The organism is Thermoanaerobaculia bacterium, assembly GCA_035593605.1.
Classification (GTDB): Bacteria; Acidobacteriota; Thermoanaerobaculia; order UBA2201; family DAOSWS01; genus DAOSWS01.
This window is the reverse complement of the sequence record DAOSWS010000015.1, coordinates 29602-47672: the sequence shown is the minus strand read 5'-3', so window position 1 is coordinate 47672 and position 18071 is coordinate 29602. Positions and strand designations below refer to the sequence as shown.

At 57.4% G+C, this 18071-nt stretch carries 15 protein-coding genes; 9 read left to right on the top strand and 6 right to left on the bottom strand.

Features of this window, described 5'->3' with window-relative positions; translation table 11 throughout:
* Nucleotides 1-40: 40 nt before the first annotated feature.
* Both PLD04_08885 and PLD04_08880 read right to left on the bottom strand, forming a co-directional pair.
* Nucleotides 41-1630, bottom strand: a complete 1590-nt coding sequence (locus PLD04_08885) for a hypothetical protein (GenBank protein ID HXK68448.1) — start codon at nt 1628-1630, stop codon at nt 41-43.
* 27 nt (nt 1631-1657) lie between these two features.
* Nucleotides 1658-3892 carry a DUF5916 domain-containing protein gene (locus tag PLD04_08880; protein HXK68447.1) on the bottom strand — a complete coding sequence of 745 codons (2235 nt, stop codon included), beginning with the start codon at nt 3890-3892 and terminating at the stop codon, nt 1658-1660.
* 238 nt (nt 3893-4130) lie between these two features.
* Here PLD04_08880 and PLD04_08875 point away from each other — a divergent pair, with 238 nt between their 5' ends.
* The 5 genes from PLD04_08875 to PLD04_08855 all read left to right on the top strand — a co-directional run bounded on the left by PLD04_08875 (nt 4131) and on the right by PLD04_08855 (nt 9450).
* A complete protein-coding gene (locus tag PLD04_08875) occupies nt 4131-4751 on the top strand; it encodes a hypothetical protein (GenBank protein ID HXK68446.1) in 621 nt (206 codons plus the stop codon).
* Nucleotides 4752-4849: 98 nt separating this feature from the next.
* A complete protein-coding gene (locus PLD04_08870) occupies nt 4850-7069 on the top strand; it encodes an amino acid permease (protein HXK68445.1) in 2220 nt (739 codons plus the stop codon).
* A 9-nt stretch (nt 7070-7078) separates the two neighbouring features.
* Entirely contained in the window at nt 7079-7336 is a 258-nt protein-coding gene (locus tag PLD04_08865; protein HXK68444.1) for a hypothetical protein, read from the top strand.
* Nucleotides 7337-7400: 64 nt separating this feature from the next.
* Nucleotides 7401-8783, top strand: a complete 1383-nt coding sequence (locus tag PLD04_08860; protein ID HXK68443.1) for a TrkH family potassium uptake protein — start codon at nt 7401-7403, stop codon at nt 8781-8783.
* A 10-nt stretch (nt 8784-8793) separates the two neighbouring features.
* The gene (locus tag PLD04_08855; GenBank protein ID HXK68442.1) at nt 8794-9450 is read left to right on the top strand and encodes a TrkA family potassium uptake protein; all 657 of its coding nucleotides are present in this window, start codon (nt 8794-8796) and stop codon (nt 9448-9450) included.
* 308 nt (nt 9451-9758) lie between these two features.
* Here PLD04_08855 and PLD04_08850 read toward each other — a convergent pair whose 3' ends face one another.
* Entirely contained in the window at nt 9759-11036 is a 1278-nt protein-coding gene (locus PLD04_08850) for an adenylosuccinate synthase (GenBank protein HXK68441.1), read from the bottom strand.
* Nucleotides 11037-11155: 119 nt separating this feature from the next.
* Here PLD04_08850 and amrB point away from each other — a divergent pair, with 119 nt between their 5' ends.
* Nucleotides 11156-12349, top strand: a complete 1194-nt coding sequence (gene amrB / locus PLD04_08845) for an AmmeMemoRadiSam system protein B (protein HXK68440.1) — start codon at nt 11156-11158, stop codon at nt 12347-12349.
* Between the two features lie 3 nt (nt 12350-12352).
* Here the strand turns inward: amrB and PLD04_08840 are convergent, their stop codons facing one another.
* The 3 genes from PLD04_08840 to PLD04_08830 all read right to left on the bottom strand — a co-directional run bounded on the left by PLD04_08840 (nt 12353) and on the right by PLD04_08830 (nt 15786).
* The gene (locus tag PLD04_08840) at nt 12353-13552 is read right to left on the bottom strand and encodes an ABC transporter permease (GenBank protein ID HXK68439.1); all 1200 of its coding nucleotides are present in this window, start codon (nt 13550-13552) and stop codon (nt 12353-12355) included.
* A 5-nt stretch (nt 13553-13557) separates the two neighbouring features.
* Nucleotides 13558-14727 (bottom strand): efflux RND transporter periplasmic adaptor subunit, encoded by a 1170-nt coding sequence (locus tag PLD04_08835; GenBank protein HXK68438.1) that lies wholly within the window; start codon nt 14725-14727, stop codon nt 13558-13560.
* A 72-nt stretch (nt 14728-14799) separates the two neighbouring features.
* Nucleotides 14800-15786, bottom strand: a complete 987-nt coding sequence (locus tag PLD04_08830) for a DUF1028 domain-containing protein (protein ID HXK68437.1) — start codon at nt 15784-15786, stop codon at nt 14800-14802.
* Nucleotides 15787-15902: 116 nt separating this feature from the next.
* Between PLD04_08830 and PLD04_08825 the strand changes: the two genes are divergently transcribed.
* From PLD04_08825 to PLD04_08815, 3 genes are all read left to right on the top strand, one after another.
* Complete coding sequence (locus tag PLD04_08825) at nt 15903-16409, top strand: GAF domain-containing protein (GenBank protein HXK68436.1); 507 nt, start codon at nt 15903-15905, stop codon at nt 16407-16409.
* 67 nt (nt 16410-16476) lie between these two features.
* Nucleotides 16477-17310 (top strand): zinc metalloprotease HtpX, encoded by an 834-nt coding sequence (locus PLD04_08820; protein HXK68435.1) that lies wholly within the window; start codon nt 16477-16479, stop codon nt 17308-17310.
* A 102-nt stretch (nt 17311-17412) separates the two neighbouring features.
* Nucleotides 17413-18069, top strand: a complete 657-nt coding sequence (locus PLD04_08815; protein ID HXK68434.1) for a TetR/AcrR family transcriptional regulator — start codon at nt 17413-17415, stop codon at nt 18067-18069.
* Nucleotides 18070-18071: the final 2 nt, after the last annotated feature.

The following is an 18071-nucleotide window of genomic DNA, read 5'->3' as shown; positions in this document are numbered from 1 at the left end:
GACCTCCTGGACATGCATGCCTTTTAAAAGATACATTTCCTCAGGGACACTCTTCCGGCTGGTGGCCCGTAATGGGGCAACCGGCATCGTTGTCCCCGGCAGGACGCCCGAAACCGTACCCGCCTTCAATTCCGGTTGAGGTGCGCGGTACGACAAGGTAGTACGCTGCGTCGAATCTCGGATCGATCTCTTCCCGGAGATCGGAATTGGAGTCAAAACAGATCCGGGACCTATGGGTATAGGTCCCCAGCCTCAGGCCTGCCGAGATGTCACCTTCGTAGATGGTGTAATCCGAAGCGATCCCGCATGACGGCCCCCAGAACAGGAGAATATTGCCTCCTTCCTTACCCAATCTCACCGATCCGTCTGCTACCTGGCGGGGCCCGATGGGCTGAGACTGCGTCGTAAAGGACCAGACCGGTCCCTCAACGGGAGAACAGAGGTTGCCGGCGTTGTACGCCGTAACCTTCCAGTAGAGCGTTGTTTCCCAGGGGAGATCTGTCAGGTCCGCTTCACTTATTCCCAGGCCGGATCCCTCCACCTGAACCGGTGGATTGACCTGATCCAGGTAGAACGTATAGGCGTCTGCGTTGGAAACATCCGACCAATCAAGGGTAAGATCGACGGGAAGGCCCGTTGCTCCGTTGGAAGGGGAAAAATTTGTTACACTGCCCAGAGGGGGGTTGGCCGGGCAGTCGACGGTCAGGGAGCCATCGAGGGTCACGGCCGTGTATTCGCTGTAATCTCCCAGTGCATACCCGTTTTTCGAGGGTTCGAGGAAGGCCAGGTCCAGGACGGCGTCATCACAATTTTCAACATTCACGTCAAAGACCAGGTTCACCATGACCGCCGTGCCGGTTCCAACAGCGATGGCTGTCGTGCCGGCTGCGGCGATCGTCACGAAGTCACCCAGAACCCCGGAGCCGGTCTGATAGTTTAAAGAAAAGGAATTGAAGGCCGCTCCCTTTTGAACCGAAGTCAGGATCAGGGCCTCGGCGGGGTAGTACATCCGCAATTGAAACGAAAGAATATCATCGGCAAGATCGATCGAAACGGGCACATGGATCTGCAGATCACCACAAGTGGTTCCATGTGTCCCGGCCGTGAAGACCCGGTTCTGCCGCAGTCCAAATCCTGGACTCAGCGGTCCCGGTGCCTGGATCCTCGGGGAGCCTGAATCAGAGGACACACTGGCCAGAACCACTCGAACCGTCTCACTTTGACCGTTGGGAACGACAACCCGGGCGGAATGATCCATGGACAGAAAAACTTCTCGAAACGGTGTAGCATCCGGCTCCCGATCGCTCAGAAAGTGGCCGAAATCCAGCAGTGAAGAGCTGGCCGGCAAAAAAGGCGGCCCGAAAGAAGCCAGGATGGCCCAGGCTGTCTCATGGTCACAGAGGTTTCCGCCAGATGGCGGTTCCTCCTCTTTCCAATCCAGGGTGAGCGTCGTGAACCCTCGCTCGGGAACGTCGATTTCCTTTTTTCGGAGAGAGACGGCCGGTGCGGGACAACCGGGACCATTGTCCGTTTCCATCGATCTTCTCCCATCCGCAGCCCGCAAAGAATCTGCAGAAATCAGGATGACCCCCAGAAAAATCAGACAAAGATAAACAAAGAAAGTCCGCATGAATCTAATCCATTATACGCTGTTGTTTCAGGGACGAAAGGCATAGGATAATTTCAGAAAGAGGGTTCGGTTCATCGTGGTGCGGTCCAGATCTTTTTCCTCAATACCCCGGTCGGCATAGCCGAGAAAGGCCAGCGTAAAGGGGTTTATTTTATAGGTAAAGAGAATCTGGGACGCAAGAAACCGTTCTTTTTCCTTTACGTCATCCACGTAGAGATCCCCGTCTCTCCTAACATCCCCATACTGGAGGATGGTCCGGAGAAAAATCGAGTTATTGAAGTGGTACAGAAGCTTCAGATAGTAGATGGATGCCGTGTAGATCTGTCCCTGTGCGATGGAGAGGCTCTGATGGCGGAGGTTGAAATCGAGGAAGATACGCCGCCCGAACCGGATATCGAATTGGAGATGTGAATCGAAGAGATCGGCCAGCCGCTCATTGGTGTAGTCAATTCCATCCCCCGCGCTGACGCTGAGATAGAGCGTCATCGCCTTGGAAAACCGGCTGTTGAACCAGAGATGGGCCTGGTTCGTCGTATAGTCGGCTCCATTGTACCGCTCCAGGGATCTCTCCAGGTTGAATTCTCCGTGGATCTGCCGTGCCAGACTGAATGAGAGTTCCGCGCCCAGGAGTCGGTCGGAAAGTTCCCCGCTATGGTCTTCGGTATAGCTCGTGTAGATGCCGGGAGACAACGTCTGGTGGAACCCACTCCCGTCCCCGTAATGGGTGTAGGCAAGGGCTGAAGAGAGGGATCGGTAATCGACCCTGGGGATAAAACCCAGATCGGCCCGAAAATCGGGATCGAGATCGCGGAAGGCGGCATTCCAGGTCCAGTGCCGGGAGTTATGCTCATAGGCCAGATAGGTCGCACCGCCTTCCCTCTCCCTTCCATCAAAATGGGCAGACTCATCGGGCAGGTCAGGCATTCGTGTCTGGCTGAACAGGGCCAGGAAATTGATGAAGTCATGCTCCGCGAGACGGAACCGGCCATCCCCTCCCATGAGGTCAAAGGTGTACCCGTCCCCATGCCGTCCCGTGTAGATCGCGCCGAGGGTGCTGTCCCGTCCCAGGTCCCTGCGGTACCGAAATGATCCGTCCAGGACTTCCTGATCCAGAAAGAGAAGATCGGAACCCTGGTTCCCCGGAATCAGAATATTGGTCACCGTATCCCTGGCGATAAAGGCGCCCCACCCATTCCGTCCGTCCTTGCCGGCCACCTTGACTCCCCAGGATGGATCGGCAACGGTTCTCGAATAAAAAACATCCATAAAGGTGGAGAAATACCGGGATCCTTCCAGAAAGAAGGGCCGCTTTTCGCTGTAATAGAGGGCGAACCTACGGTTGACATCGATCTCCTCGGAATCGGTTTCTACCTGCGAGAAATCGGGATTCACCATGCCGGAAAGGGCCAGGTTTGGGGTTAGCCCCCAGGTACCGCTCACACCGATCTCCGTGGTGCTTTCCCGATCCGAAAAGGGTTCTTCCGGAGCCGGCCGATCCTGTGTGGAGATAGCCGTCAGCGTGGGAACCACTTCCAGCTGGCGTCCGGAGCGGGCCCCTTCCATTCCGGATATCAGACCCGCCTGACAGAGGAGGCAATTTTTATTTCTATCCAGGGGCTGAGAAGAGATTTCATGTCGGAATTCCCGGGGATAGATCCGAATAACGAGAAACCGCCACACCTGGGTGTCCAGGTTCGGGAAACGTAGAGTCCTGAATGGAATTGCTATTTCGATTTCGTAGCCTTCATCTGTGATTCGTCCTGCGGATGACCAGATACCGTCCCATGACCGGTCCTCCTGTTCCGGCTCCGTCAGTGTCAGATCCATCTGTGCGCCGAAGGGATTGACGAAAAACTCGTAGGCCTGACGCTGGTCGTTGAAGGTGTCAAGGATGATGCCGGCAAAATCATCGGCCCAGGCACTGTCCCGGTCGGCATAGCGGGCCCGAATCCTGTCCGGGTCCGGGTCAAAGCAGGAAAGGGCCACAAGAAAGTTTTCGCCGTCAAAGGCGAATCGCACCGTCGTCTTCACGGGTGGAGCGGTATTGTCTCCAGGGGATATCTCGTAGTTGAGATCGAAGGTAAGGGCTTCCTGCCAGGCCCTCTCTTCGATCTTTCCGTCGATCTGTATCGGAAAGGTGATGCGCGGGACGGTCAGCGGCAGCGGGTCCTGCGCACGGAGCGGGCTTCCTGGAGACAATAGAACGAACAAGATCAGGCCCGCCTGGAGAAAAGGGGGCCATCGAAGATGACCCCAGCCCATGTTCTCTGTCCCATGAGGATGACATCCCTTCGGGATCCTGTGCCCCGGACCGGACAAACTTTTCTTCCGGAATGCCCAAAAAGCTGGCACGAGGATTGCTATCAAGCAACGTGAGGACACGATGACATTCTACAGCCCCCGCACCGCAGACTCAACTCCATTCAGACCGGGCAGGATATGTCCGGATCCTCATCCATTGAAAGCGAAGGTGAAGTACAATACCCATGAGGAGGTCGCTATGAAAACTCGAATGTTTGCAGTATGCCTGATTCTCGTTCTCCCTCTGGCCGCTCTGGCTCAGGGAGATGGCGGATTCGGGATCAAGATCGGTTCCTTCAGCCCGAACGGGGACTACCTGGACACGTGGTATGGAAACATGACCACCCTCAGCATCGTCTACGTTCATCCGGTCGCCCGCAATACGACACTGGAGTATGGCGTCGACTATACAAAGAAATCCGGGGATACCTACTCCTACTACGATCCCGACTTTGACGCGGATATTTATGGCGACTCCGAACTCGAGATCGTACCTCTCCTGCTGACGGTTCGCTATTCGCCCTGCAATCGAACCGGGTTCTGCCCCTTCTTTGGCGCCGGTGTCGGGTACTATCTTGTCGAAGAGACCCTCGACTATGACGTCTACGATTACGTGTACGACGACTACTACCGGGTCATCGATTCCGACCAGGACGATGTCTTTGGATTCCATGCCGTCGTGGGATTCGAGATCCGCCAGCGTTCCGGAGGAGCCCTGAGCGTTGAAGCGCGATGGAGCACGGCGGAAGCCAGACTGTGGCGTCAGGATGTGGAACTGGACGGGGTCACGGCACTCCTCGGATACCGTTTCCGATTCTAGATCTCATTCCTGCCTGAAGTATCTCCCCGTTTTCCCTGCCCGGGAAAACGGGGTTCTTCTTTCTTGACTGCGGGAAAATTACGGGTATAGTTGAGCCTGTGACGAATCCTTCAGACCCTGAACCCCAGCCATCCATCACCCCGTCTCCCGAAACCCGCGGATACCAGTTCGGCACCTTCAAGGGAGTCTTTACCCCTTCGATTCTCACGATTCTGGGTGTCATCATGTACCTTCGGTTTGGCTGGGTCCTGGGAAACGTGGGGCTCCCCCTCACCCTTCTCATCGTGACGATGGCCTGCTCCATCACCTTCCTGACCGGCCTCTCCATCGCCGCCATGGCCACGAACATGAAGATCGGGGCGGGGGGCGCATATTTCATGCTCTCCCGATCCTTCGGCCTGGAAGCCGGAGCCGCGATCGGAATTCCCCTCTTCTTTGCCCAGGCCCTCGGCATCGCGTTTTACGTTACGGGGTTTTCCGAATCGGTCGTCGATCTTTTCCCCATGCTTGACCCGAAGATGGTGGGGGTGGTCACCCTTCTGGCCCTCACCGCCCTGGCCTATAAATCGGCCGACCTCGCCCTGAAGTCCCAGTTCGTCATTCTTGCTTTCATCGCTCTATCTCTCATTTCGTTCTTCATGGGCGGCACACCCTCCGGAATCCAGGCTGAAGTGGTGACACCCCCGATTACAAGTTCGTTCTGGGTGGTCTTTGCCGTCTTCTTTCCCGCTGTAACGGGAATCGAAGCCGGAATCGCCATGTCAGGAGACCTGAAAAATCCCGCCCGGTCCCTGCCTGTGGGTACGATCGGGGCGGTCATCACCGGGTACGCAGTTTACCTTGCCATTCCCATCTTTTTGAATTCCGTCGTTCACGACCGCAACCTCCTTCTCACCGATACGCTCATCATGCGGCAGGTCGCCCGTTTTGGCCATCTGGTCATCCTGGGTCTCTGGGGTGCCTCTCTTTCCAGCGCCATGGGATCCCTCCTCGGCGCCCCGCGGACCCTGCAGGCCCTGGCCCGGGACGGAATACTCCCCCGATTCCTGGGGAAAGGATATGGCAAGGGAGACGATCCCAGGGTTGCAACCGCCGTCGCCTTCGGCCTGGCAACCGCAACCATCCTGGCGGGAGATCTCAACATGATCGCCCCGGTTCTGTCCATGTTCTTCCTCACATCCTACGGCCTGCTGAACACGGCATCGGCTCTGGAGCAGCTCATCGGCAGTCCTTCCTGGCGGCCCACCTTCCGGATTCCCTGGTTCATATCCGCAGCGGGAGCTATCGGATGCCTGGCCGTCATGCTGATGATCAACGCGGGGGCCACGATCATCGCCGTTATTATTACCTCTCTCATCTACACCGTCATGCAGCGCAGACGCCTGAGCGCAAACTGGGGTGATATCCGGTACGGCATTCTGATGCTCATCATTCAGAACATCGTCTATCGCCTGTCGGGCAAGGTCCCCGATGAACGGACGTGGCGGCCCAATATCCTCGTTCTCTCGGGGGTTCCCACCACCCGCTGGTACCTGATCGAACTGGCGGACGCCATCGCCCACGGGAACTCCCTTCTCACCGTTGCAACCGTTCTTCCCCCCGAAGGTCAGCGCGTCCGCCAGGTCACAGAGACGATCCAGAACTACCTGGACAAACAGCGGGTTACGGCACTTGTAAAAATAGTCCGGGCTCCCACTCCTTTGCAGGGAGCCTATCAGCTGGTTCAGACCTACGGGTTCGGCCCGATCTTCCCCAACACGATTTTGATCGGCGAAACCGAGCGGACGGAGAACATGGAAGAGTACGCCATCCTTCTCAATGCCATACACCGGAACCACAAAAACGTCATCATCGTACGTGAGGGAAGGATTCCTCCCACGTGGCATCAGGATCTCAGGATCGACGTCTGGTGGGGGCGGGAGAGAAAAAATGCCAACTTCATGCTTGCGCTGGCGTACCTCCTGGAGACCAGCCGCGCGTGGCGCCATGCCCACCTGGTCCTCAACACCATCGTCACCTCCCCGGATCAGAAGGAAGAAGCCGAACGGACCCTGTCCAAGCTGATTGAGGCGGGACGAATTGAAGCGGAACCGGTGGTCCACGTGAGCAGGCAGGATGAGGTTTTTAACGTGATCCGGGAGGCATCCCGTGGATCCAATCTCGTCTTTCTCGGGATTCGGCCACCCGATCGTGATGAGACGACGGAAGCCTACGCAGCCTACTACCAGAGCCTGATCGAACGGACAGAGGATTTCCCTCCCCTGGCCCTGGTCATGGCTGCCGAATCGATAGAATTTCACCGGATTTTCCGGGCCTGAGAGGTGCCTATGCCCAACCTGCTTACCCTGACGGGGATTCTCGGCGTCATTGTCATTCTCGGAATCTATCTCCTCCTTCAGATCGGAAAAATACGGCAGGATCACCCGGCATACTCCCTGCTCAATGCCCTCGGAGCGGCCATGATCATGGTTTCCCTGACGAAAGACTTCAACCTCCCGGCTTTTATGATCGAAGCCGCCTGGTTCCTCATCAGCCTGGGCGGATTTGCCCGGTCCCTCTACCTGCGCCGACCCCGGCACACCTGACATCGTCCCCGGAGAATCAAATCTGATCCCATCCATCGGGTGTACAATAAGAGTTTAACGATCCATGAAGCCCCTGCATACGCTGCAGCGCTTTGCAGCCCGTCTTCACCCGGTCGCCCTTTTGGCCCTGGGATTTGCCGCTCTGATTCTGATCGGCATGGTTTTCCTTTCTCTCCCGGTCTCAAGGGCGGGAACCGATCCCTTACCCACGATCGACGCCCTCTTTACGTCCACATCCGCCGTCTGTGTCACGGGCCTGATTGTCGTGGATACAGGCTCCTTCTTTTCCCTCTTCGGACAGATCGTTCTGCTGATTCTCATTCAGATCGGCGGGATCGGGGTCATGACGCTTTCCGTCCTGATCTTCCGAGTGATCGGAAAACGTATTTCTTACCGCCAGAGGCTGATCATGCAGGACGTCTTTACCCAGGCCCCCCGCGCGGACATCTTCCGGCTCGTCCGTTCCATCGCTGTTTTCACACTCATCACCGAAGGCCTGGGAGCTATCCTGCTCTTCGGATTCTGGGTCGGAGAGTTCCCCTGGCCCCATGCGCTCGTCCTGGCGGTCTTCCACTCGGTGTCCGCGTTCTGCAATGCCGGGTTCTCCCTCTTTTCCACCAGTATGATCACCTACGCATCCAATGCCTATCTCAATGGCGTCATTCTCACGCTGATCATCCTGGGCGGCCTGGGCTTTCCCGTCATTTACGAGCTTCAGCAGAGGCTTGTGTCAAAGAAAATCCGGAAGCAGCGTCTGAGCGTTCACAGCCGTACCGTTCTGATCACGACCGTGATCCTGATCCTGCTCGGGACCCTGGTCTTCTTCACCTCCGAACAGTTCGGGGCCCTGAAAGGCAAACCCCTGGAAGAGAAGGTCCTGATCTCCGTCTTTCAGTCGGTGACCTGTCGGACCGCCGGATTCAACTCCATTGACACGACAAAGCTCCATGAGGCAACGCTGACCTTCATGCTCTTTCTCATGTTTATCGGGGCCTCTCCGGGATCCTGCGGCGGCGGGATCAAGACCACCACGCTGGCCCTTCTCCTGGCCACGGCCTGGAGTAAGTTCCGCGGACGAAGCCGGGCCGCGCTCTTTCGAAGGAGCCTCCCCTCCGCGACGGTCATTCGGGGCCAGGCCCTGGCTCTCCTGGCCCTGGCCGTCGTCATGGCATCCGTCTTCCTTCTCCAGTTCGAAAGCCACTTCGAGAGGGTATCGCCCGAGGGACGCGATCCCTTTCTGTCCTACCTCTTTGAAACCGTATCGGCCTTTGGCACCGTGGGACTCTCCATGGGCGCCTCGAACAAGCTGACATCCTTTGGAAAGATACTCATTTCGATTCTCATGTTCATCGGGAGGGTCGGAGTGCTCTCCTTCGCGTACATGCTGACGCCCACGGGAAGGACCGTGGACATCGAATACGCCGAAGAAGACATGATGATCGGATAGGAGGACCAACGTGAAACGATTTGCCGTGATCGGACTTTCCACCTTCGGGTACTACCTCACCAAGTCCCTCTTTGACGCGGGCCACGAAGTCATCGCCATCGACCAGGACCGCCAGCGGATTCAATCGATCAGCTCTTCCGCCACCCAGGCCGTGATCCTCAATGCCACGGACAAGGAACAGCTCCGTTCCCTGGGCCTTGAGTCCATGGATTCCGTGATCATCTCTACCGGCACCAACCTGAGCGCCAGCGTCCTGATCGCCTTCTACCTCAAGGAGATGGGGGTGAAGCACATCATCGCCAAAGCCCTGGACGAGGACCATAGCCAGATCCTGGAGAAGCTGGGGGTCAACGAGGTCATCCAGCCCGAGCGGGACATGGCTTTCCGGCTCGCCAAGAGCCTCATTTCCGGGAATATCCTGGATTACGTCCCCTTAGACGACAACCATAACCTCATCCAGTTCGCCGCACCGGCTTCCTTCCAGGGAAAGAGCCTGAAGGACCTCGATCTCAGGGCTCGGTACAACATCAACGTCATCGCGATCGAGGAGCTCGTCCCCTACCGCTTCATCCTGGCCCCTACCGCCGACTTTATCCTCAAGGAAAGCGATATCCTGATCGTCCTCGGCGCCTCCCAGGACATCGAGAAGTTCCAGAAGGTGAAGTAAGAATAGTTTTAGGTTTTATGGGTGGATGAGTTTTATGGATTTATTGATTAAGGTGGGATGAAACCTCAGACCCTTTGCACGAAGATGCCCAAAATCAAAAGTCCCTTACTCCAAAATCATTCCATTTCATTTAATTCCTTGACCGAGTGCTCTCCATATCAGGAATTCCCGGAGTTTATTAATTGGGGGTGGAGATCCTACTGTTTACTGGCTATCCATGAGATCCAAGATGTCTACAAAGTAACCTGGCAAGCCGAATGGATGCCCGTAAGATCAAAGATTTGAAGGGTATGGTCTACGGACTACTGTCAGTTTCGAACGATCGTCTCTTCCCGCCTGGGGCCGGTGGAGATGATGGTGGCTTTCACCTTGAGGAAGTCCTCGATATATTCCACGTAGTGGCGGGCATTGGCGGGCAGGTCTTCATAACGGGTCACACTGGTCGTCTGCTCGGCCCATCCGGGGAGGTGATCAAAATCGGGGGAAACCTTCGCCATGGCCTTGTCCGCCGCCGGCGGGGATTCCACGACGGTACCCTTGAGCCGGTACTTCGTGCAGATGGGGATTTCCTCGAAGTCGTCCAGGACATCCAGCTTGGTAAGGGCGATCTGGTTGATGCCGTTCAGCATAACGGCGTACCGCGCCGCCACCAGGTCAAGCCACCCTGTCCGCCGGGGCCTGCCGGTGGTCGTTCCGAACTCGTTCCCACGGCTTCTCAGTTTGTCTCCGAACTTATCCTTCAGCTCCGTCGGGAAAGGACCTCCACCCACGCGGGTGGTGTACGCCTTGAGGACTCCCATGATCGACCCGAGAAGGTGGGGTGAAGCGCCGGACCCGGTGAGAACGCCCCCGACCGTACAGTTGGAGGAGGTGACGAAGGGGTAGGTGCCATGATCGACATCCAGCATCGTCCCCTGAGCACCCTCAAAGAGGATCGAACGGCCGATCTGGCCCATTGAATTAATCAAAACCGCCGTATCGGCCAGGTGGGGCAGGATCGATTCCATATAGGTGTCAAGAAACTGGATCGTTTCTTCCACGCCGGGGGAGGTGACGCCGTAGACCTTCTCCAGCAGTCCGCTCAGTGCGGGAATCAGCTTGTCCAGCTTCATCTTCATTACGTCCCGGTCCTGGAGATCTCCCGTACGAAGTCCGTACCGGAAAATTTTCGATTCGTAGGAAGGTCCGATTCCCCGTCCCGTGGTGCCGATGCTTCGCTCCTTGAGGCTGTCCTCACGGGCTTTATCCAGCAGTTTATGGTGGGGAAGGATCAGCTGGGCCCGGTCGGAGATGAAGAGGTTGCCGTCCATCCTGATTCCCCGGGACCGGAGGTGTTCCATTTCAGAGGTCAGCGCCTCGGGATCGATAACCATGCCGTTGCCCAGAACACAGATCTTGCCTTCATGGAGGATTCCGGAGGGGATAAGATGGAGGGCAAAGTGCTGGGTGCCGAATTTCACCGTGTGTCCGGCATTGTTTCCGCCCTGGAAACGTACGTTGATGTCGTAATCGGGGATCAGAAGGTCGACGATCTTGCCTTTGCCCTCATCTCCCCATTGCATGCCAAGCACCACGAGATTCTTCACGTTGGGATGGTAACAAAAAGGCCTGGTCTTTGCAATCGCAGAGCCTGTTTGTGATTGGAGGAAAGATGCGGTATCGTAGGCAGGATCCGTACAAAACGTGCCCGTTTTCAGGAGTCAAGATGATGATTGGAGAAAACCGCCCCCATATCCGTCCCCTTGAAGCCTTTCCCGCAGTCGCCCAGGGCGGCCAGCCCGTCGTGATCTTTCGGGATCCCCTCGGGATTTTCCGGGAGACCCTCCTGCTGAACCCCCAGACCGCCCACCTGGTCGCCCTCATGGATGGGAGCAGAACGATCGAGGACCTGCGAATGGGGTTCTTCCGGGCCTTCGGCGTCCTTCCCGGCATGGGAGAGCTCGACCAGCTCGTGGCCGACCTGGAGTCCAAGGGACTGCTTTTCGGACAAACCTTCGACATCCTTGCGGGAGAGAAGGTGTCCGCCATTCTTAAAACCGGCGTCCGATCGGCGGCCCATGCGGGCAATGCCTATCCGGATTCAAAAGAGGCCCTGGAATCGTTCCTGGAACCGTTCCTGCCTGGAGGTAGATTTCTCCCTGATTTTCCCGATCTCATCGTGGCGCCCCATCTGGACCTCTCTCTGGCCGTTCCGGCCTATTCAGCCGCCTACGACGGCCTTCCCTCCGTGGAAGATCTCACCGTGGTTCTCCTCGGCGTGGCCCACCAGGGCCTCTCTCAACCTCTAGCCCTCTGCCCCCTGCCCTTCGAGACTCCGCTCGGAAGGACTCCTCTCAACGAAGAGGCCGCGAAGCTGTGGATCGAAAAAACCGGCCACGGAGAGGACATGGACCTCCTGGCCCACACCGCGGAGCACTCGATCGAGTTTCAGCTTCTCTTCCTGCAGAAGCTCTTCGGTGCTGACAGCTTCCGGATCCTCCCCTTTCTCGTTAGCCTGGACCCCTCGGGTGACCTGCCCGATGATGCCTACTTCGAGATGATCAAAGATTTTTTCCTGCAGCTGCGTGAAGAGACCACGGTCCGATTTGTCGCGGGGATCGACCTCTCCCACGTCGGGCCACGGTACGGGGATCCCGAACCGGTATCGGATTCCTTCATGGCCGAAATCGAGCGGGGAGACCGGGACTTTCTCCGTGCCTGCTGCGAGGGGAACCGGCTGGAGATGGTTTCGTTCCTGTCCGAAAAGGGAGAAAAGCACCGCATCTGCGGCGCCGGCGTCCTCTACCTGCTCTCCCGAATCGGGTTCGAACGGATTACCGTAAAGGAATACCACGTTGGCTGGATGAAGGAAGTCGGTTCCGCTGTATCCTGCGCGGCCCTTCACGGCTTCCTGGCCTGAACGTCACTCGTAACGGAGGGATTCGATGATGTCCTGATGAGCCGCATGGAGAGCGGGATAGAGTCCTGCCGCCACGCCGACGGCCCCGCAGATGGCCACGCTGTAAAAGACCCAGTTCCATATAATGATCCACCCCGCTCCGATCTGGAACCGGTTGAAGAGGGTCCCCAGGATCAGCCCGGCCATGCCTCCCAGGAGACAGAGGACCACGGCCTCGGACAGGAACTGAAAGATGATATGGCGCCGGCGGGCCCCGATGGCGCGGCGGAGACCGATTTCCCGGGTCCGCTCCGTCACGCTCACGAGCATGACGTTGGCAATTCCGATCCCTCCCACGACCAGAGAGACGAGGGCGATCAGGATGATAAACCGCGCAAGTTCCCGGTTGGTGTCCTGGATCGTGGTGAGAAAGAAGTCCTGCCGCATGACCCGGAAGTCGTTAGGTTGGCTCGGATAGATCCGGTGGCGGCTCCGCAGGGTGGTCTCAATGTCGAAATAGGCTTCATCGATATCCGAGGGTGCGCGGAGGCGGGCCAGGATGGAGGAGAGGTAGGTTGTGCCGAAGATACGTTCCTGGGCCGTTGTGATGGGAATGAAGACCTGGTCGTCGGGGCTGGACCAGCTCTCCCCCTTGGCTTTGAGGACCCCGATAACCTTGAATCTTTTGGACCGGAGCAGTATATCCTCCCCCACGGGAGAGGCGTCGCCGAACAGGTTGCCCCGGACGGTGGCTCCCAGGACGCACACTCTCATACGCCGGGCGTCGTCCTCTTCCTCGATGAACCGACCCCCGGTCAGCTGTTCATTGTTGATCTCGAAATAGGATGGCGTGACTCCGGTGATCCGTGTCGTCCAGTTCTGATCCCGGTAGACCGCAATTCCGGACTCGGATTTGACCGGGGATACTTCCTCGATCACCCGGGATACCTTATCGATCTCCTTCGCATCGTCCCAGGTCAGGCTCACGACACTGCTTCCCGTTCGAACGCCCCGGGAAGATCCGAAATCGGGCCGGATAACAAGTACGTTGGATCCCAGCGATTCCAGCTGTGCCTGGATCCGCCGCTGGGTTACCTCTCCCAGAGTGACAACGTAGAGTACGGCGGCGATCCCCACGGCGATTCCGATCAGGGTCAGCATCGATCGAAGCGGGTTTTTCGCCAGGCTCTGGATGGCGATACGGATGTTTTCCAGGATCATCATGGGGATCAGGATCGGGGGGATCTGGAGCCGATTCCCAGCTCCCGGCTGCTTCGGAACCGGTTTTCCCGGCGGTCATTCTCCTCCTTCAGCTGGGTCCGCATGGGGATTCCCACCACGTCACCCTCCTCGAGCCCTTCAAGAACTTCGCAGTCGCGGAAGTTGCGAAGGCCGATCTTCACGGGCTTCGGTTCATACCCGGCCCGGGATTTCACGTAAACATATTCCTCTTCCCCGTTTTTCCCTCCCTGGACAGCCAGAACGGGAAGGAGAAGCACATCGGGCTTTTCGATCACCGGGATGGTGATGTGGGCGTTCATCCCCGGTTTGAGGCGAAGGTCCGGGTTTTCGACCTTGACGACCACGTCGAAGAGAGTGACGTTTTGATCCAGTCGGGCCTCGGGCGAAATCCGGACGACGATGCCCCGATTCCGGTCCTGCGGGTAGGCATCCGTTGTCACACCGACCCGCAGTCCCACCCTCACGGAGGCGATATCGATCTCGTTAATCCCTGCCACGATATAGACGCTCCGCAGATCGGCAATGTCCACGATGGCCGTCCCTCCGGTGACCGTGCTGGTTCCCGACGAGATGATCTGGCCTTCCTCCACGTACTTTTTCAAAACGATGCCGGAGACGGGCGCCTGGACAACAGCTTCGTCCAGCCTCTCCTGGGCCCGGTCCAGGGTCGTCGTGGCCCGCAGAAGGTTCCCTTTGGCCACGGCCAGCTGGAGGGCCTGTCCATCGTATTCCTCCTGGGAGATGAGGTTCTGCTGAAGAAGGTTTTCCCTCCGCTCATACGCCCGCTGGGCGCTGGTCAGCTGAGCCCGGGCGATATCGACATCGGCACTGGCCTGTGCGACAGCGGCCGTCTCATCCTTCTGGTCGAGGCGGGCAATCAGCTGTCCCTTCCTGACCGAATCTCCCTCCTCCACAGGGAGGGTGATGATCTGACCGCTCGCCTTGGACTTGATTTCCACCCGGTCAATGGGCTCCACGGATCCGTCCGCGGTGACGACCGTGCGGAAGGTGGAACGGGTTACGGTGGTATCCCTGTACGGGACTCCGATGTCCGGGGTTTCTCCCCGGGCGCGGCTGCAGGAAGAAAGGGAAAAAATCAGAAGTCCCGCAAAGAGCAGGCATGATATTGGGGTGCGAATAGACGGGTTTCGAAACATGGCGGACTCCCGGTAGGATGACGACCACCCAGTATAGGACCGTTTTCCGATCCCATCAATGAGTACGTTCAATCAGGGGGAAGTTGTTGGCGGATGGACCGTCTTCCCCACGGATCCCCGGATGATATCCCAGACATCCTCCTTCGAAAAGAGGCCCGCCTCCGGAAGCCGGATCAGGACCTCCCTCCAGGCTTCCTCCTTTTCCAGGATAGGCTGTAGAACCGCCATAGCCTTTTTCTTCTCTCCCGATTCCCACAGGGTCACCCCCTGCCAGAACCGTACCTCCACGTTGTCGGGGCTCAGGGCGGCGGCCTCTTCGTACATCTTCATCGCCCGGGAGACATCCCCCGAGGCAAGGGCCTCGTCTCCGGCATTCATGGCATCGTATGTGCGATGGACACCCCAGATCCTGCGAAGTTCAGCCAGAGGTTCGGTCGAATCATCTACACGGATATCCACGACGACGTTTTTCCAGGGGGCTCCCTGAGGTTTCACTTTTACAACGCGCAGTGCAGCGGACTGGCGTCCACGGATATCTCCCCCCTCCCCTTCGGCCGCTTCAAGGGCTTGGATCAGCCTTTCGGCCAGAGGCTGCCCCTCAGAAGATCGAAAGGCCTCCGCCATCGCACTCCATACGGTATCCCGCATCATCAGGTTGGCCTGCACCGAAAAGTGATCGCCTTCAATGTGGCCCGCTTTCGGGATACATCGGTTTCCCGTATGGGCGGCGACTCTCCCGCTTATGTCAAGAAGGGCAACCTGGCGGGCCTCCCGCTGAGGATCGGCGGCCAGAAGCATGGTGAGGGCATCCGCCGGTGAATAGCCTGCATTGAGGAGTTGAAGCCCGAGTGGACCGTATGCGATTTCACTGAAGGACTGAGTCGCCACCACCCCCAATCCGGGCTCTGCCCAGGATACGACCGTCCCGACCGAGTACCAGTGGCTCTGTACAGCCACCCCCATTTCCTCACCATCCCAGGCCACGATGGAGTACGTCGCATGGAGAGCTGCTGCAAACAGGCTTACGGCAAGAAAGATTCCGATCATGATTCGATTCATGGCACTCCTCCCGATTGGGATCATAGACCATTATATATCCTGAAGGAGTCTTCGAAATGCCCGGGACCCGTGTATAATAATGAGGATATGAATTTTCAAATAAAAGGCAGCCGGGCATGACCTGGACACTTACCGATGGCGAACTCGGCACGATGACCAAGGATGTAGCTTACGAGTATGCCTGGAAAGCCTTCAACGAAATGATTCACGACCCGAAGGAAAAGCTGGATGAGATCGCCATCATGTCCACGCTCTGCTCCCTGCTCCATACTCTCCATTCCCATATGTTCTGGGTAGGTTTCTATCGCGTAACCCAGCCCGGCCTCCTCGTGATCGGCCCCTACCAGGGGACCCCGGGATGTCTGACCATCGCCTTTACGCGGGGAGTATGTGGACAGGCGGCCAGGGAGAAGCGGATCATCGTGGTTCCCGATACCCGACTGCACCCCGATCATATCGCCTGCGATGCCCGGTCCCGCTCCGAGATTGTTCTTCCCGTCTTTAATCCCAAGGGCGACCTCATCGCCGTTCTGGATGTCGATTCCACGGAACCCGATGCCTTTGATGAAACCGACAGAAAATGGCTTTCCAAACTGCTCGGTGCCATCCAGCATCATCTCTGATCCTGGAATAGTCCCGCTCTCCCAAATGTTTTTTTGAATGTTCGGTTCATTACAGGAGGACTGAGTCATGAACACGCTTCGCGTCTTTTTCTTTATGTTTCTTCTCACGGCCCTGCTGGCCGTTGCCGGTGAACTCTTCGGAGGCCGTCAGGGCCTGATCATGGCCCTTATCTTTGCCGGAATCATGAACCTGGGCAGCTATCTCTTTTCCGACAAGATTGTCCTTGCGATGTACCGCGCCAAACCTGTGACCGAGGCCCAGGCCCCGGAGCTCTATTCTTTAATTCAGACTCTTGCCTCCCGTGCCGGCCTCCCCATGCCCAAAATCGCCATCATTCCCCAGGCCCAGCCCAATGCCTTTGCCACGGGACGGGACCATCACCATGCCGTGGTAGCGGTTACGACGGGGATCCTGGAGTCAATGAACCGGGATGAACTCGAAGGTGTCCTGGCCCATGAGCTCGCCCATATCAAGAATTACGACATGCTGATCGGAACGATTGCGGCGACGATGGCCGGGGCCATTGCCTTCCTGCCCCGCATCTTCCTTTTCTCCGGAGGAAGCCGTGACCGAGAAGGTGCGGGGAATGCCCTGGCTCTGATCGCCATGATCATTCTGCCCATCGCGGCCCTTTTGATCAAGATGGCGATGAGCCGGGCCAAGGAATTCCGGGCTGACCGCGTTGGTGCCGAGATTTCCGGAAACCCCCGCGGCCTTGCCAGCGCGCTGGCCAAGCTGGGACAACTCTCCCGCCGGGTCCCCCTCCGGGGCTCCGAAGCCACGAGCCATCTGTTCATCGTCCACCCCTTCTCGGGTGGAATGGCCTCCTGGTTTTCGACCCACCCCCCCATTCCGGAAAGAATCAAGCGCCTGGAAGCCATGGCTGTCGGAGGAAAATAATTCAACCTGTCGTTGATTTCTCTTTCTGAAGTTTCCCCCTTGACAAACGGTCGTTTTAAATATATGTTTTGAACATACGTTTAATTCTTGCCAGGAGTCGTTATGAGAGAAATAAGCCAGGACCCGGAATCTCTGGTAACCCGGGATCGAATCCTGAAGGCCGCGGAATTCTTTTTTTCCGAAAAGGGTTTTGAAGCTACGTCCATCCGGGATATCACCTCGGAGGCCGGGTGCAACATCGCGGCGGTCAACTACCACTTTGGGTCCAAGGAAAAGTTGTATGAAACACTCTTTCGAACAACTCTATCCCGGCTCACAGAATTACGGGTTCAACGCATTACTGAAGTCGCAGAACGCAAAGATCCTCCCCCATCCATTGAAGACGTTTTGGATGCTTTTGTCCGTTCCTTTCTCGAACCCCTTCTGAACCCAACCGAGGGACCCCGATTTATCCGAATCCTTCAATGGGAAATGCTCCATCCCGTTCTCCCGAAATCCCTCTTCAGCGAAGAGATGATCCAGCCAACGATGGAAGCCTCCGTGTACGCCCTCAAGAATGCATGCCCCGGATTACAATCGCCCCATCTTCAACTCTGCATGATGTCTGTGGTGGGCCAGGTCTTTCACCTGGTTCACATGCAGGGCTTTTTTCGGGACATGAAACCCGAGATCATCGCCAGGCTCGATCTGGAGACCCTGATCCGCCATGTGGTTACCTTCTCTTCGGCAGGTATTCGTCGTTTCACGGAGACGTGCTGACC

Bases quoted from the DNA above. Each gene is read 5' to 3' on its own strand.
- PLD04_08830 (HXK68437.1), bottom strand. From the start codon at position 15,786: ATGAATCGAATCATGATCGGAATCTTTCTTGCCGTAAGCCTGTTTGCA.
- PLD04_08825 (HXK68436.1), top strand. From the start codon at position 15,903: ATGACCTGGACACTTACCGATGGCGAACTCGGCACGATGACCAAGGAT.
- PLD04_08885 (HXK68448.1), bottom strand. From the start codon at position 1,630: ATGCGGACTTTCTTTGTTTATCTTTGTCTGATTTTTCTGGGGGTCATC.
- PLD04_08865 (HXK68444.1), top strand. From the start codon at position 7,079: ATGCCCAACCTGCTTACCCTGACGGGGATTCTCGGCGTCATTGTCATT.
- PLD04_08875 (HXK68446.1), top strand. From the start codon at position 4,131: ATGAAAACTCGAATGTTTGCAGTATGCCTGATTCTCGTTCTCCCTCTG.
- PLD04_08815 (HXK68434.1), top strand. From the start codon at position 17,413: ATGAGAGAAATAAGCCAGGACCCGGAATCTCTGGTAACCCGGGATCGA.
- PLD04_08835 (HXK68438.1), bottom strand. From the start codon at position 14,727: ATGTTTCGAAACCCGTCTATTCGCACCCCAATATCATGCCTGCTCTTT.
- PLD04_08840 (HXK68439.1), bottom strand. From the start codon at position 13,552: ATGATGATCCTGGAAAACATCCGTATCGCCATCCAGAGCCTGGCGAAA.
- amrB (HXK68440.1), top strand. From the start codon at position 11,156: ATGATGATTGGAGAAAACCGCCCCCATATCCGTCCCCTTGAAGCCTTT.
- PLD04_08860 (HXK68443.1), top strand. From the start codon at position 7,401: ATGAAGCCCCTGCATACGCTGCAGCGCTTTGCAGCCCGTCTTCACCCG.
- PLD04_08880 (HXK68447.1), bottom strand. From the start codon at position 3,892: ATGGGCTGGGGTCATCTTCGATGGCCCCCTTTTCTCCAGGCGGGCCTG.
- PLD04_08820 (HXK68435.1), top strand. From the start codon at position 16,477: ATGAACACGCTTCGCGTCTTTTTCTTTATGTTTCTTCTCACGGCCCTG.